Origin of the sequence: Endozoicomonas sp., assembly GCF_051008435.1 — a bacterium.
In the GTDB taxonomy this organism is placed as follows: domain Bacteria; phylum Pseudomonadota; class Gammaproteobacteria; order Pseudomonadales; family Endozoicomonadaceae; genus Endozoicomonas_A.
Genome location: NZ_JBPCXO010000350.1, coordinates 1 through 14,114 on the forward strand (window position 1 = coordinate 1; position 14,114 = coordinate 14,114).

The following is a 14,114-nucleotide window of genomic DNA, read 5'->3' on the forward strand; positions in this document are numbered from 1 at the left end:
CATAATGCCAATGCCTTTTTGGAACTGAACAGTATTTTTACACATCAGATTTATCTCCAAATATAAAGGTCATCAGACGTTTAATATAGCATCTGGATTATGACGTAGGGTCGATGGTAAACAGGTATTTTTTTGTCATTTAGATGACTTTTAGCATTATTCTTTGCTGGCTGTATAACCCACTTAATAATATAAATAATTGAAGGGGCGGATTTGCTTTCAGCAACTGGACCCTCAGAAAAAGCCATAGTCAAAGGAGTCAATGGTTATGATCGGCGTATTGGTAAAGGAAGGGGCTGTCATCGTCAGCTCTCTGGTTGTGCTACTTTTTTTTCTCTCTATTATTCTGCTGGCAGACCTTTTTGTGGATACGGCTGTCCCGATGGAGCAGGAAGTCGTAAACACCCGCTGACTTCTACGATTTATTCCTTAGTAATAAAAAAGGGGCGAATCACCACCCCTTTTTTTCATCTGCTATGTTAGCCAGCACTGTAGAAGGTGGCTGAGCCTGGTCCAACGGGTAGGCCCAGTACAAAGACCCATACGAAGAACAGTACACTCCAGCCAATCACAAAGAACATGGAGTAAGGCAGCATCATGGAGATCAGGGTGCCAATACCCAAGTCTTTCTTATAGCGTGAAGCAAAGGCAACGATCAGACCAAAGTAGCTCATCATAGGCGTGATGATATTGGTCACAGAGTCACCGATTCGATATGCAGCCTGAATCACTTCAGGAGCGTAGCCAACCAGCATCAGCATTGGCACAAAGATGGGAGCTGTAACAGCCCACTGTGCAGAAGCCGAGCCAATCATCAGGTTTACAAAGCCACACATCAAGATGAAGACGATGAACAGCAGGGGTCCGGTCAAGCCGATATTCTGAAGGAATTCTGCACCCAGTACCGCAAAAATGGTACCCAGGTTGGTCATGCCAAAGAAAGCTACAAACTGAGCGGCAAAGAATACCAGTACAATGTACATGCCCATGGTACTCATACTCTTGGACATGCAGTCTATGACGTCTCTGTCGTTCTTGACGGTGCCTACTGTTTTACCGTAGACAAAGCCTGGTATCGCAAAGAAAACCAGGATCATGGCGACAATGCCTTTCAGGAATGGAGAACCAGAAACAGCCCCTGTTTCAGGATGTCTGAGAACGCCCCACTCAGGAACAATGGTCAGAGCCATGACAGCCATCACTGCCAGCAAAGCCAGTCCTGCTAATTTCAGACCGCGTTTCTCAAGATCTGTGACTTCTTCCATCTTGTCGTCAGAGAGGTCAACAGCCGCTTCAGACTCATTGTATTTGCCCAGACGAGGCTCAATGATCTTGTTGGTTACCCAGGTACCCACAAAGGTAATCAGGAATACGCTGATTGACATGAAGTACCAGTTGGCTTCAGGACCTACGACATAAACCGGATCAATCATTCTGGCTGCAGTTTCAGTAATGCCTGAAAGCAGTGGGTCAACAGTACCCAGCAACAGGTTGGCGCTGTAACCACCGGATACACCGGCAAAAGCAGCTGCCAGACCGGCCAGAGGGTGTCTTCCCAATGAGTGGAAGATCATTGCAGCCAGGGGGATAACCACCACGTAGCCCAGTTCAGAGGCGGTGTTGGACAGAATACCGGCAAACACTACGATCAGGGTCACGGTGTTGCGAGATGCTTTCATCACCAGTGCACGAACCAGTGCGCTTAGCAGGCCAGAGTGTTCGGCGATACTCACACCCATAAGAGCGACCAGAACGGTACCCAGGGGAGCGAAGTCAGTGAAGTTGCTGACCAGATTGGTCACAATCATTCTAAGGCCTTCGCCTGTGAACAGGTTGACGACATGAATCATGCCATCTGCTGCTCGGCCAGCGACACCTTCCGGGCGTGGATCAACTACGCTGAGTCCTGCCCATGAGGCGATCCCACTGATGACAACAATGCCAACAGCGAATAGGGCAAACAGCGTAATTGGGTGGGGTAACAGGTTACCCAGCCACTCTACGGCAGCGAGGAAACGATCAAAGGCGGTGCGATTGTTATTGGTGTTATTTGCATCACCTGTTGGGAGAACTTCGGACTGGTACGACATACTTCCGCTCCAAACAGTTTTAGCTGGTTTTTAGCCGGTGTCTTTACTTTTGGTTTTGACAGCCTGGCCAGGTCATGAGTAACACTTATTGGTTAAATGGTTGTGGTCGTTTAGCGAATAAATGCGACGGAGAAGTCAGGCAAATGACCCTGACAAAAAGATACGCTGGAGTACATTCCCAGCAAATCGGCCGGAATAATACCCTGAAACAGGATTTTTTTACAAATTTAGTTATAAAAGTTTAATTTTTATTCGATTTGTATCTCAATCTAAAGGTCAGTGGTCAATTAAAATGAATACCTTCTGCCCTTGTCTAAAGAGGACGAAGGGATGGTTAAGGGATTAAGGGTTTCAATTGAGGAGGGGGATAAAAAAATCTGCTCCGGCGCTGATTTTCAATCGATTTGGAAACTCAGGTTCAGAAAAATTGATGTGAATGAAATTGTGAATAAGTAAAACTGGGGAGAAACAGCTCGTTCATTTTCACTCAATGCAAGGGATGGGTGCGTTTATAGGATGAAAGTCACTAGTAATAAATATTTTTATAAACGCTTTCTGTCTTACAAGTTATTTAAACCGGATCACCGATAACCTTTATTCCATGTTCACAGAGAGTATTGCCTCTATATTTAATCCAGTTAAACCGGAGGTCATATCCTATGGAATTATCTATTACCAACCTTATTGCACACGAAATTCTGGACTCCCGGGGTCATCCCACCCTTGAAGTCGAATGTTCATTGTCCTGCGGTATCGTGGCGCGTGCGTCGGTACCTTCAGGGGCCAGTAAAGGAACGAGAGAGGCCGCAGAGCTGAGAGATGGCGAAATGGGGCGATACTCAGGGTTGGGTGTAAAAAAAGCGATTGATTCAGTGAATGGAGAGTTGGCCGTTTTGCTGTTTGAAGATGATGTCAGGGATCAGGCAGGCATTGACAACAGGATGATAGAGCTAGATGGTACACCGGATAAATCCAGGCTTGGAGCCAATGCCATTCTCGGTGTCTCTCTGGCGGTCTGCAGAGCGGCGGCTATGTCAGTAGAGTTGCCACTCTATCAGTATATTGGTGGAATCAGCGCCAACCGTTTACCCGTGCCCTGCATGAATATTATGAACGGTGGTGTCCATGCCCGCTGGCAGGGAGCAGATTTTCAGGAATTTATGATTGCGCCTTATGGGGCGGATACTTTCCGCGATGCTGTGCGCTGGGGCAGCGAAATCTACCAGGCTCTGAAATCCATTTTACTGGAGAAGCATTATCATACTGGTATCGGCGATGAAGGCGGGTATGCGCCGTCGGTGTCATCTAATAAGGAGCCCTTAGACCTTATTCTTCAGGCCATTGAGAAAACAGGGTTGGCACCAGGCAAAGATGTAGGCATTTGCATAGACCCGGCTTCCAGTGAGTTTTTTGAAGGCGGCAAATATCATTTAAAAACAGAAAAGAAAATACTCTCTTCTGCAGAGATGGTGAGCTATTACTCGGAGTTGGTTAAAAATTATCCAATTTGTTTGTTGGAAGACGGTCTTTCTGAATCAGACTGGGAAGGCTGGGCTGTCCTGAATGATGAGTTGGGAGATGCCATTGAGATAGTAGGTGATGATATTTTTGTGACCAATGTTGAGTATATTGCCCGAGGTATTGAAGAAAACCTGGCTAATTCTGCTCTGATTAAACTGAACCAGATTGGCACACTGACTGAGACCGTTGATGCCGTGCATTTATGTCAAAGTTGTGGCTGGGGAGCATTTGTCTCTCATCGCAGTGGGGAGACGATAGACAGTTTTATTGCGGATATGACGGTGGCTTTGGGAACCGGTCATCTGAAATCAGGGGCTCCCTGCCGAGGAGAACGGGTAGAAAAATACAACCAGCTGATGCGTATTGAAGATGAGCTGGGAGAGATGGCTGAATTTGCTGGAAGAGACGCCTTTGTAAGGCCTATAGAGTGGTGAGACTTCTTCCAATCTCAGTTGACCCGTGTGAATGATTCCTTAGCACAGCTGATCGCGGGTTGGTGCACTTTGTCGATGAATGGTCAGCACTGATAAGCCTTTGATTATACTTAAGATGTGATTTTTGTAGATAAGGAGTGCGGGCATGGACGCCGGGCATAATAAACCTCAGACTCAGACACAACCCCCCAGACCGATGGATGCAGGTAACACGGCTCAGTCCAGAGTTGTCGTAGGCGGTCGCGCAACTTTTAATAACCGGAATGTGACGAGGGAAGAGAATGCTCCCTGTAAGCTGACCGTGTATCTCGATTATGGCCACAGTTTTGTCAGACTGGAAAATAAAGCTAGAAATGTCGACTTTGCCCGCGGGCTCTATCCCGATGGAGATCATCCCGGGTTGGGTGATGAAATGCCTTCAATCGAAACAGAAGGCTGTTATCATCCAGAGGTTGAACTGAACTCAGAGTTCCATTCCGATACTTGTTCTGCTAATCCATTTCTGCCACAACCTAAAGTACCGGATCCTATGTGCGAAGTGCCTTGGAGAACCCCTTGGTCGGGTGCAAATAATGATCAATGTTCTGTGCCTGAAATCGAGTGTGATGACCCGAGAGAAGGGTCTGTAGTGACATCAGCAGGCGAAGATGCAGAGCTTCATCTGGGTTCTGTGTTAGTGGCTGGTGGGGCCAAATCATCGGGTAGTAAGCCCCAGGGGATTATTTCGTCGGCTGTAGGATCTGGCAAGATTTTCGGTCAAGATTTTGGAGTAGAGCTGGGCGATGTGATGGATGAAGTCAGCAGTTACGAAGACTATAACGGTATTGATAGTATTCCTAAAGTGACTTTCTTTATTTCCGAGCAGGAAGCTCTTGAGGTAGAAAAATATATCACCGAGTATTCCAATGCCTGTGAGAAAAATGAGGCAAGCTGTGTTTATAGAGGGTTAGGGTTTAATTGTGTGGACTTTGCTCAGGAAGCTTTTTCAAAAACGGAGTATCCCGGACATTATATCCAGTATTTCACCCCAGCACTCTTGGGCCCAAGTATGGGTCATGCGACAGCCTATGCTGCTCTCTATCATCCTGTAGTTAAAAGTACCGCTACGGTCGGTGGGACACTGATGCTGGCTGCTGTTGTTGGTAAATATGCAGTGCCAAAACTGACCGGGGCCGTCAGGAGTGTTGGCAGCTGGATGAGCGGCTGGGTGTGGCCTGAGCAAAAAGCAGTTGAAGAGAAAAAAGTGGATGTCGGCGAATTAACGAACGCAGCTCTACAATGACGTTAAATCCTCCTATTACACTTGTGAAAAATTCTGGGAAAAGTACCAGACAAGGGATGAGGAAGGTGAGGATACAATAAAAAAACAGATCAGTGACAGCGTTGATCTGCAAGCTCGATTCTATGATGTGGAGCAGCTGGTTGAATCAGAAGGTTACAGTGGCAGGAATCAATCTTTTATTCACAGAGAGCTTCAAAGCATTCAAGAAGGTTTTGGTGAATTCTTTAAACAGGTTGAAAATGAAATGAAGGAGGTTTTTGCAGAAAAAGAGTAAGTTGATTCAATCCTCTCTTTATAAATCCATCTTGATACGACTGACGGAACATTTTTGTTTCAGTCAGTAATGCATGATTTCTTCTATATCTTTTCTGAAAACTTCTATCCTGTAAATTTGATTTTCCAGTCAATGAGCAGGCTTGATGAAAGAGTGCAGTTCCCTTCTGGTTTTACTTCTTTGGATGAATACGTGCTTAGCCGCAGACTCAGAATTACAGATTACTTCTGGTCATCGGCAAAGTTGGGAGCTTATCCCCGTCAACACCAACCCTCCTATGAACTGCCCTTTGAATGCATCTGACCAATGCTCACCTTTGAAGCTATTGACCTGGAATGTGAACCTCATGACCTCTTATGACCTTTTCGAGCTCTTGATTTGGTGGTTTAGCCATCAGGACATGAATGACCCGGAATTGAGGGCAGAGGAAATAGTACAATTTCTGATCAAAGGGGATTATCACATTATTGCATTACAGGAAATTGCAGATCGTTATCTCAGAATGATCGTCAATCAGAAAATGACGAAAGCCGGATATTATATTACTCCGGTCATTGGGGAAGAATGGAGTTGGGAGCTGCTGCTGGCAGGCAGGCTGTTTAATGGTGGTGTCGTGTTGTACAGCAAGGCTCCCATTTTGGAGGCACGTGAATTTGTGTTTCCTACACCTGCTGGTGCTCAGGGCTGGTGTGCGATAGGGACCTGGTATATCAAAGTGCCGTCGGAAAGTGGTCATCTGCATGTTTTTGGACTTCATTTACAAACAGTCGAAAATGATAGTGAAAAAGAGTACCAAGGATTGATCAAACATTATGATTATCTAAAGCGGATCAAAAGCACACTGAATATTCCCGAAGATGAAGCGGTCATCTACATGGGGGACTTCAATACAGATGCAGGCAGACAGGATGGGTTGGCTGAGGGGGATTCATATTTTCAGATCATGCTGGAAACTCTTGTTAGCAGACAGGCTGCGAATTTCACTAATTCCACGCTGCCTTATTCCTTTGATATCCATGAGAATGAAATGGCTAAAGGAAAAGCACCTTTAGGCACACTGGACAATATTCTTTGTGATATAAGAAATATCTGTCCGATTACAGGCTATCTGAAAATCCTCAACGCAAATCAAACTCGCTCCAGGTTAGGGGTTCTTTCTGATCATTATCCCATTGAAGGTATCTTGTATTATACCAGCGATTAAATCTATTCAGGGTTGGTTTGGAAGGTAAAAAGATGAATACTGATACAAGCCTTTAACAAGTCAGGAACAGAGTTATGAAAAGGATTTTCATGGGGCTCTTGCTTTCCGTTTTGAGCTTCGGAGCAAACGCAGCGGGTAATATTACCCATGCCATCATGACCGATGAAGCCAGGAAGAATGTGGTATTAGAAGACTTGATCAGTCTGCTTGATGGCCATAAGCAATACTGGCTTATTGGTAGTGCACTTCCGGATGGCGGATATATCCACAACTACAGTTATGCTGAACCAGCCCATTGGCCAGCCTTTCATGTTCCCTACTTTAAGCACATTAATGCTTTATGTCAGGGGCAGCTTGAGACCACACGCTGTGAACAGCTGATAGCGCATTTTCTCGGTATGGTAGCCCACGGCTTTGAGGATGAATCCTACGACATACTCATGAATGACCGCTCGGAACTGGTGGATCCACCGGAGGTGCACAGTCTGCTGGAAGGAAGGGATACCATGATTGATAAGTACTCAGTATGGGATTACAACAGGGCTTTCCATCTGATGCCTTCAGCTGTTTCACCTCTGGATGATGTTTTTCAGGTCTTTGGCGCTATGCGTACCCGGAATGTTGAACTGTCGCATCTGCAAATTGGTGAGGCAACCATGATTTCTGCGGCCAGTCTGCAAAGAAATATCGTTGATTTTTTCACTAACTATGTAGACAGCCAGAAGTATCCCTGGCTCAGGAAGAGCTACATCACTGAAGCCGGTGGTGTGGAATTTACGGGCAGGGCGCTGGCCAATCTCTGGGAGTTCTACTGGGAAAAGTTTCATGGTCGAATAAAAGCAGCGGATGTGACGGTTTATCCTCCGGACGATGGCTTAATCAAGTCGAACCGGTATGACCCATGGGGCCGACTGACTTTTCTGTCGGATCGTCCGCTGCAGTCGTCTTCGCTCTGGTCCAATTTTTATCTCGAAGATGTTTCTCGCAACCAGAAAGTTTCTGGAAGTGTTCGGGTGAGAAATGGTTATGTGGTGACTTTTAACCCCAGAGTCAGTCTGGTTGTTGGGCAGAGATATCGGGCAACCCTCACCACTGGGATAAAAGATTACTGGGGCAATCCGGTTTTCTCTGAAAACTTCCAGTGGGAAGTCGTGGTTTCTGACGCTGAGAATTAGTACTTGGTTAGCTTCTCTGACAAGGGTGTTATGCCTTCTGCTCTCTGTTTAGGATACTTTTGATAGATCAGGGAGTTTACTAGTCAGGGGGAAGGCATATGTTGGGAGGGGCTACAGACAGCGGAAGGTTTCCGTCGCATACACAGATTCAGCTATCTAACTCTAGTCAGGATCAGAACAAGGGTGGAGTCACGCACACAGAAAAAACACCGGTTATGTTTTCCATGTCCGGACCAGAGCTGATGTCGTCTCCGGTTTCGGCTCGTAAAGTGACTGTAGAGAGCAGTCGCCTTTCTGGTTGGGATAAAATCAAAGGGCAGAAGCCCCCTTCAATCCTCAACAGAATGTCATCTGCCATCATGTTACTGGCCCGAAATATCAAGAATGAGATCGTAAGCACCTTCTCGGCTTTTAAAACGCTGGTTGCAGGCGCTTTGGGCAGTGCTGCCTGTATTGGTTTGAGCATTTACGGTGTTGCTTCAACCACCGGAGGGCTTTCCATGGCCACTTTAATTCCAACAGTAGTTGCAGGATCATCGGCAGCGCCTGTAGGTTTCTTTGCCGGTGCCCTTGGTGGTATTTTGGGTGGAACGTTGTATGGAGCGGGATCCGGTATCGTTAAAACGATGAAGTTCCTTTGCAGAACTCCGGAACAAAGATTTTTGCAGAGCTATAAAGCAGCGATTCAGGCGTTGGAATACTTCGAGCAAAAGGAGTCTGAAAACCAGGGTCCCTTGTCTGACTCTGAGTCCATTCGAATGCAAACACTGCGAGAATATATTGATGTACGCAAAGAGGAATGTGCTCGTCTTCTCAAAGACCAGGATGCTGATGGTGATCGATGGCAGCGATACGGTTTTCATCCGGGCATCAGGCAGGCACATATTATCAGTGTTTGATTCCTCTATAGTGATCGGGCACTGCCTTCGTGGTGCTTTTTTTAATCATAGGATTAAATTGTTGTTCTCCTGTTGACCCGTCTATAGGTACAAGGCTGACACTTGTTTTTGTTATCACTCAGGAGATCCCATGCTGACAGTCTCACAACTGGCCAGGCAGTGTCAGATATCCCGTACCAGTATTCTTTATTACGAACGAATAGGGCTGCTTAATCCAGCCAGTCGTTCAGCCAATGGTTATCGATGGTACGCTGATGCTGAGGTTCGAAGGCTGGAGGCTATTATGGCCTATCGCTCATACGGGCTACCGGTCAAGAGCATTGGTGAGCTACTGGATCGTGATGACGACCGAGATCAGGAGCGTATATTGAGTGATCAGTTTGCCGCTCTTGAGCATGAAATACAGAAATTACGGCAGCAGCAGAAAGCCATCGTAATGCTGCTGGAGCACCCTGAATTACTGGAGCACCCTGAATTACTGGAGCAAACCATGGTCAACAAAGATCGTTGGGTCGAAATCATGAAGGCAGCGGGTTTTAACGAAGACGATATGAAAAGCTGGCACAAGCAGTTTGAACAAATAGAACCGGAAGCTCATCAGGAATTTCTGGAGTCTCTGAGCATTGAGAAAGAAGAGATTAAAGCCATTCGCAAATGGTCCAAAGACTGAATGGATGCGATCAGTCAGTGATAAAGAAAAAGCCCCGCAAGTTAATCCTGCGGGGCTTTTCTTATGAGGTTGTAGCCGCTATCAGCCGTCCAGTTTCTTTTTGAGAATCTGGTTAACCATACCTGGATTAGCCTTGCCTTTTGACGCTTTCATGGCCTGACCCACAAAGAAACCAATCATCTTGCCGCGCTTTTCAGGAGGTGCAGCGCGATAGTTTTCTACCTGCTGAGCATTAGCAGCCAGAACTTCATCGATCATGGTTTCAATGGCACCGGTATCGGTCACCTGCTTGAGGCCTTTCTTTTCAATGACTTCGTCAGCGTTTTCGCCTTCACCGTTCCACAGGGCTTCAAAGACCTGTTTGGCAATCTTGCCGGAAATAGTGTTGTCTTTGATGCGGGCAATCAGGCCTGCCAGCATTTCTGCAGTCACCGGGCTCTCTGAAATTTCAATGCTGTTGGCATTCAGAGACTTGGACACTTCACCCAGCACCCAGTTGGAGGCCAGCTTGGCATCGCCACTGCTTTTTGCCGCTGTTTCAAAGAAAGCCGCTGTCGCCTGATCGCCAGCCAGGATTTCAGCATCGACATCACTCAGGGCAAAGTCGCTGACAAAGCGAGCTTTTTTGGCGTCGGGCATTTCTGGCATTTCAGCACGCAGCTTTTCCAGACGGCTGTCTTCAATCACAACCGGCAGCAAATCAGGGCAGGGGAAGTAACGGTAGTCGTTAGCTTCTTCCTTGCTGCGCATGGAGCGGGCTTCACCGGTGTCGCCATTGTAGAGGCGGGTTTCCTGAGTGATTGAGCCGCCATCTTCGATCAGATCAATCTGGCGCTCAACTTCTTTCAGGATGGCCGCTTCCATGAACTTGAAGGAATTCAGGTTTTTAGTTTCCGTACGGGTACCGTACTCTTCCTGACCTTTTGGACGTACAGAGACGTTGACGTCAAAACGCATGGAGCCCTGAGACATTTCGCCATCGCAGATGCCCAGGGTCGTCACAATAGAGTGCAGTTTCTTGGCAAAAGCGACAGCTTCTTCTGCGTTGCGCATGTCCGGTTCGGTGACAATCTCTATCAGAGGTGTACCAGCACGGTTCAGGTCGATACCGGACATACCGTGATAGTCTTCGTGAAGACTTTTTCCGGCATCTTCTTCCAGATGAGCATGGTGAATACGGACTGTTTTGGTCGAGCCGTCTTTCAGAGTGATTTCTACATTACCCGCACCCACGATCGGCTTCTCCAGCTGAGTGGTTTGATAACCTTTTGGAAGATCGGGGTAGAAGTAGTTTTTGCGTTCGAAAACGTTAACCTTGTTGATCTTGGCATCAATACCCAGGCCAAACATGATCGCTTTGTTAATGGCTTCTTCATTCACAACGGGCAGCACACCCGGCAGACCCAGATCAACGGCGCAGGCTTGAGTATTAGGCTCGGCACCGAAAGTGGTAGAAGCTCCGGAGAAAATTTTGGTTTTGGTCGCAAGCTGAACGTGAATTTCCAGCCCGATAACGGTTTCCCATGTCATATCTGTTACCTCAATCTCAGGCTGGCGCTGCGGCCGGGTTAATCACAGGGCTGTTCAAGTGAAAGTCGGTTGCTTGCTGAAAGCGGTGCGCAGCGTTCAACAGTCGGCTTTCGTCGAAGTGACGGCCAATCATCTGCAGACCTACCGGACGACCACTGACCATTCCGGCAGGAACAGACATTCCAGGCAGCCCCGCCAGGTTCACAGACAGGGTGTAAATATCGGACAGATACATAGCAACAGGGTCGTCGCTCTTCTCACCAATATTAAATGCAGAGGTAGGAGCGTTGGGGCCCATGATAATGTCACACTGTTCGAAAGCGTTCATAAAGTCATCGCGAATCAGACGACGAATTTTCTGGGCTTTCTTGTAGTAGGCATCGTAGTAACCAGCAGACAGGGCATAGGTTCCTACCAGAATACGACGTTTGACTTCTTCACCAAAACCTTCGCTGCGGCTGCGCTTGTACATATCCATCAGATCTTCAGGATTTTCACAGCGATGACCGAAACGGGCACCGTCAAAGCGTGACAGGTTGGAGGAAGCTTCTGCTGGCGCAATCACGTAATAAGAAGGAATAGACAGCTCCAGGTTCGGCAGGCTGACTTCCTTGACTTTAGCGCCCAGTTTTTCGTATTCGGCAACAGCGTCACGAACGCGTTGTTCAACGTCAGAATCCAGACCGGTGGAGAAATATTCTTTTGGCAGGCCAATAGTCAGGCCTTCCAATGAATCGTTCAGGTTCGCTGTGTAATCAGGTACTTCACGATCCAGACAGGTAGAGTCGCGATGGTCAAAGCCTGCCATTACGTTCAGCATCATGGCAGCATCTTCTGCCGTTTGGGTCATCGGACCGGCCTGGTCGAGACTGGATGCATAAGCAATCATGCCGTAACGGGATACACGACCATAGGTAGGTTTGAGACCGGTAATACCGCAGTGAGAAGCAGGCTGGCGAATCGAGCCACCGGTGTCTGTGCCGGTTGCACCGGCTGCCAGACGGGCTGCAACACAGGCTGCAGAACCACCAGAGGAGCCACCGGGAATGGCCTGGGTGTCCCAAGGGTTTTTCACAACACCGTAGTAACTGTTTTCGTTAGAGGAACCCATGGCAAACTCGTCCATATTGGTTTTACCCAGCATGACGGAGCCCGCTTCCTTGAATTTCCGGGTAACAGTAGACTCGTAAGGGGCTACAAAATTGTCCAGAATTTTGGAACCACAGGTGGTCTTCACCCCTTCGGTACAGAACAGGTCTTTGTGAGCCAGTGGAATACCGGTCAGGATAGAGGCATCACCTGCTGCACGACGCTCGTCGGCGGCTTTAGCCTGTTCCAGAGCCAGTGCTTCCGTTACGGTGATATAACTGTTGTAGTTACCGTCCAGTTGCTTGATTCGATCAAGGTAAAGCTGGGTCAGCTCAACACTGGATAGTGTGCCGTCGGCCAGGGCGCGGCTTTGTTCTGAGAGAGTTTTATCGTACATGATTCAGAGTAATCGCTTTTAAACAGGGTATAGGTAGAAGCTTTAGTGTTTTGATTCACTCAATGACTTTGGGAACCAGAAACAGACCGTCTTCCACAGCCGGGGCACAACTTTGCAGCTGCTCGCGATTATTTTCCTCAGACACTACGTCTTCACGCAGTCGTTGGGTGGCGTCCAGTGGGTGAGCCATGGGTTCCACATTATCGGTATTAACCGTCTGCATCTGGTCAACCAGTTCAAGAATACGGCTGATGGTATTGGCAGTGGTGTCTACCTGGCTGTCATCTATAGACAGGCGTGCCAAATGGGCAACCTTCTGAATTTCAGAAGCATCAATGGCCATGGCTATCTCCGAATTCGGGCTTTCAAAAGCGGTATTACCCTGCTTCCGCCTGCTTTGTGAGGCAGCGAAAGAGCAGAGCATAGGGAATAAAGGCTAAATGTATGGGCTATGGCGGTGAATCTCAAGGTGTAGCCAGGATTAATTCTTGTAAACTTGGCTACACCTGTAATGACTGCCCCCTTTTTCCAGTTCTCCTTTCTTGAAAGGTATACTTCCATACCTCGTCCTGACAAATCATCACTGTCGTTGTTGCGTACCAGAGGTGTTGAAAGTGTTCATCGGTTGGTGAATTCTCCAATCACTTTGCCATGGGTTTTCTAACCCGGATATTTCATAAGCTGCCCCGAATCTCGCGCAGGCATTTGCCGCTCTAAGGGATTTTTCGAAGGAGTGCCGTACCGGGGAGTACGGTCGACTGAGTAAAACTTCCTTAGAGCGGCAAATGGCCAGCGAGAGCGGGAGCATGTTTATGAAATATCCGGGCTAAGGGGTGAGAAGAAAATTGTTTGCGATTCTTTAGGCAGAAGCCTGTCATAAGCTCCCCAGTCGTCGGTAAAGTAGGGTTTGATCTATAGCCTTCAAGCTGAGAGATAAGCTGTTTGAATACGCAGTCTTTTCTTCGCCCAAACTCATAAGCCAGAACCTTTATAGTGTCTGGATTTCAGGCCGACCTGTCTATTCTCGGTCAGGCTCCTGGTTACTCGCCGTAGCCTGGTCTTCGCTGCTGATAAAACGGTAAACGATAGCGCCAAGAACACCTCCAATTATCGGAGCTACCCAAAATAGCTATAATTGGTTGATAGCCCAGTCACCAACGAATAGTGCTACGCCGGTGCTCCGTGCAGGATTTACTGAAGTGTTTGTAACCGGATACTGATCAAATGGATAAGTGTCAGGCCTAGTCCAATGGCGATTGGTGCAAACCCTGTCGGCGCTCGTTTATCTGTGGCGCCAAGAATGATGACCAAGAACATCATCGTCATGACCACTTCGGTAATTAGAGCAGACAACATGGAATACCCGCCTGGTGAGTGCTCGCCATAGCCATTCGAGGCGAATCCCCTCGAGACGTCGAAATTGGCTTGATGTATAGGAATTTCAAAGCACAGGTAGAACACCTTTCGTCGTATAGTTTTGCCGGATTTTCCTGAGAAGCAGTCAGGCTGTTTTCCCTGATTCTAAAAAACATCAGTTTTACAGGTAATG

12 protein-coding genes are annotated in these 14,114 nt (G+C 47.5%); 7 read left to right on the forward strand and 5 right to left on the reverse strand.

The genetic code is table 11. The features are described 5' to 3' along the window. Nucleotides 1–268: 268 nt before the first annotated feature. Nucleotides 269–412: a hypothetical protein gene (locus ACR2PX_RS17610; protein ID WP_434000668.1), complete on the forward strand. Its 144-nt coding sequence runs from the start codon at nucleotides 269–271 to the stop codon at nucleotides 410–412. A 67-nt stretch (nucleotides 413–479) separates the two neighbouring features. On the opposite strand, the gene ACR2PX_RS17615 is transcribed toward ACR2PX_RS17610, so the two are convergent. Beyond that, nucleotides 480–2,090 (reverse strand): AbgT family transporter, encoded by a 1,611-nt coding sequence (locus tag ACR2PX_RS17615; RefSeq protein WP_434000669.1) that lies wholly within the window; start codon nucleotides 2,088–2,090, stop codon nucleotides 480–482. 659 nt (nucleotides 2,091–2,749) lie between these two features. Between ACR2PX_RS17615 and eno the strand changes: the two genes are divergently transcribed. The 6 genes from eno to ACR2PX_RS17645 all read left to right on the forward strand — a co-directional run bounded on the left by eno (nucleotide 2,750) and on the right by ACR2PX_RS17645 (nucleotide 9,549). After that, nucleotides 2,750–4,045 carry a phosphopyruvate hydratase gene (gene eno / locus ACR2PX_RS17620; RefSeq protein ID WP_434000670.1) on the forward strand — a complete coding sequence of 432 codons (1,296 nt, stop codon included), beginning with the start codon at nucleotides 2,750–2,752 and terminating at the stop codon, nucleotides 4,043–4,045. Between the two features lie 145 nt (nucleotides 4,046–4,190). Continuing rightward, the gene (locus tag ACR2PX_RS17625) at nucleotides 4,191–5,327 is read left to right on the forward strand and encodes a hypothetical protein (protein WP_434000671.1); all 1,137 of its coding nucleotides are present in this window, start codon (nucleotides 4,191–4,193) and stop codon (nucleotides 5,325–5,327) included. 551 nt (nucleotides 5,328–5,878) lie between these two features. Further along, on the forward strand, nucleotides 5,879–6,805 hold the full coding sequence (locus ACR2PX_RS17630) for an endonuclease/exonuclease/phosphatase family protein (protein WP_434000679.1): 927 nt from the start codon (nucleotides 5,879–5,881) through the stop codon (nucleotides 6,803–6,805). A 74-nt stretch (nucleotides 6,806–6,879) separates the two neighbouring features. Beyond that, a complete protein-coding gene (locus tag ACR2PX_RS17635; protein ID WP_434000672.1) occupies nucleotides 6,880–7,980 on the forward strand; it encodes an Ig-like domain-containing protein in 1,101 nt (366 codons plus the stop codon). Nucleotides 7,981–8,204: 224 nt separating this feature from the next. After that, complete coding sequence (locus ACR2PX_RS17640; protein ID WP_434000673.1) at nucleotides 8,205–8,879, forward strand: hypothetical protein; 675 nt, start codon at nucleotides 8,205–8,207, stop codon at nucleotides 8,877–8,879. 130 nt (nucleotides 8,880–9,009) lie between these two features. Continuing rightward, nucleotides 9,010–9,549: a MerR family transcriptional regulator gene (locus ACR2PX_RS17645; RefSeq protein ID WP_434000674.1), complete on the forward strand. Its 540-nt coding sequence runs from the start codon at nucleotides 9,010–9,012 to the stop codon at nucleotides 9,547–9,549. 81 nt (nucleotides 9,550–9,630) lie between these two features. Here the strand turns inward: ACR2PX_RS17645 and gatB are convergent, their stop codons facing one another. The 4 genes from gatB to ACR2PX_RS17665 all read right to left on the reverse strand — a co-directional run bounded on the left by gatB (nucleotide 9,631) and on the right by ACR2PX_RS17665 (nucleotide 13,921). Further along, nucleotides 9,631–11,079, reverse strand: coding sequence for an Asp-tRNA(Asn)/Glu-tRNA(Gln) amidotransferase subunit GatB (gene gatB / locus ACR2PX_RS17650; protein WP_434000675.1), 1,449 nt, complete (start codon nucleotides 11,077–11,079; stop codon nucleotides 9,631–9,633). Nucleotides 11,080–11,095: 16 nt separating this feature from the next. Then, nucleotides 11,096–12,565: an Asp-tRNA(Asn)/Glu-tRNA(Gln) amidotransferase subunit GatA gene (gene gatA, locus ACR2PX_RS17655; protein WP_434000676.1), complete on the reverse strand. Its 1,470-nt coding sequence runs from the start codon at nucleotides 12,563–12,565 to the stop codon at nucleotides 11,096–11,098. 55 nt (nucleotides 12,566–12,620) lie between these two features. After that, nucleotides 12,621–12,908, reverse strand: a complete 288-nt coding sequence (gatC, locus tag ACR2PX_RS17660) for an Asp-tRNA(Asn)/Glu-tRNA(Gln) amidotransferase subunit GatC (RefSeq protein ID WP_434000677.1) — start codon at nucleotides 12,906–12,908, stop codon at nucleotides 12,621–12,623. An 848-nt stretch (nucleotides 12,909–13,756) separates the two neighbouring features. Then, nucleotides 13,757–13,921, reverse strand: coding sequence for a hypothetical protein (locus ACR2PX_RS17665; protein WP_434000678.1), 165 nt, complete (start codon nucleotides 13,919–13,921; stop codon nucleotides 13,757–13,759). Nucleotides 13,922–14,114 lie beyond the last annotated feature (193 nt).

What these genes read in the sequence shown, in the direction of transcription:
- ACR2PX_RS17610 (WP_434000668.1), top strand. Translation starts at nt 269, where the DNA reads ATGATCGGCGTATTGGTAAAGGAAGGGGCTGTCATCGTCAGCTCTCTG.
- ACR2PX_RS17615 (WP_434000669.1), bottom strand. Translation starts at nt 2,090, where the DNA reads ATGTCGTACCAGTCCGAAGTTCTCCCAACAGGTGATGCAAATAACACC.
- eno (WP_434000670.1), top strand. Translation starts at nt 2,750, where the DNA reads ATGGAATTATCTATTACCAACCTTATTGCACACGAAATTCTGGACTCC.
- ACR2PX_RS17625 (WP_434000671.1), top strand. Translation starts at nt 4,191, where the DNA reads ATGGACGCCGGGCATAATAAACCTCAGACTCAGACACAACCCCCCAGA.
- ACR2PX_RS17630 (WP_434000679.1), top strand. Translation starts at nt 5,879, where the DNA reads ATGAACTGCCCTTTGAATGCATCTGACCAATGCTCACCTTTGAAGCTA.
- ACR2PX_RS17635 (WP_434000672.1), top strand. Translation starts at nt 6,880, where the DNA reads ATGAAAAGGATTTTCATGGGGCTCTTGCTTTCCGTTTTGAGCTTCGGA.
- ACR2PX_RS17640 (WP_434000673.1), top strand. Translation starts at nt 8,205, where the DNA reads ATGTCCGGACCAGAGCTGATGTCGTCTCCGGTTTCGGCTCGTAAAGTG.
- ACR2PX_RS17645 (WP_434000674.1), top strand. Translation starts at nt 9,010, where the DNA reads ATGCTGACAGTCTCACAACTGGCCAGGCAGTGTCAGATATCCCGTACC.
- gatB (WP_434000675.1), bottom strand. Translation starts at nt 11,079, where the DNA reads ATGACATGGGAAACCGTTATCGGGCTGGAAATTCACGTTCAGCTTGCG.
- gatA (WP_434000676.1), bottom strand. Translation starts at nt 12,565, where the DNA reads ATGTACGATAAAACTCTCTCAGAACAAAGCCGCGCCCTGGCCGACGGC.
- gatC (WP_434000677.1), bottom strand. Translation starts at nt 12,908, where the DNA reads ATGGCCATTGATGCTTCTGAAATTCAGAAGGTTGCCCATTTGGCACGC.
- ACR2PX_RS17665 (WP_434000678.1), bottom strand. Translation starts at nt 13,921, where the DNA reads ATGTTGTCTGCTCTAATTACCGAAGTGGTCATGACGATGATGTTCTTG.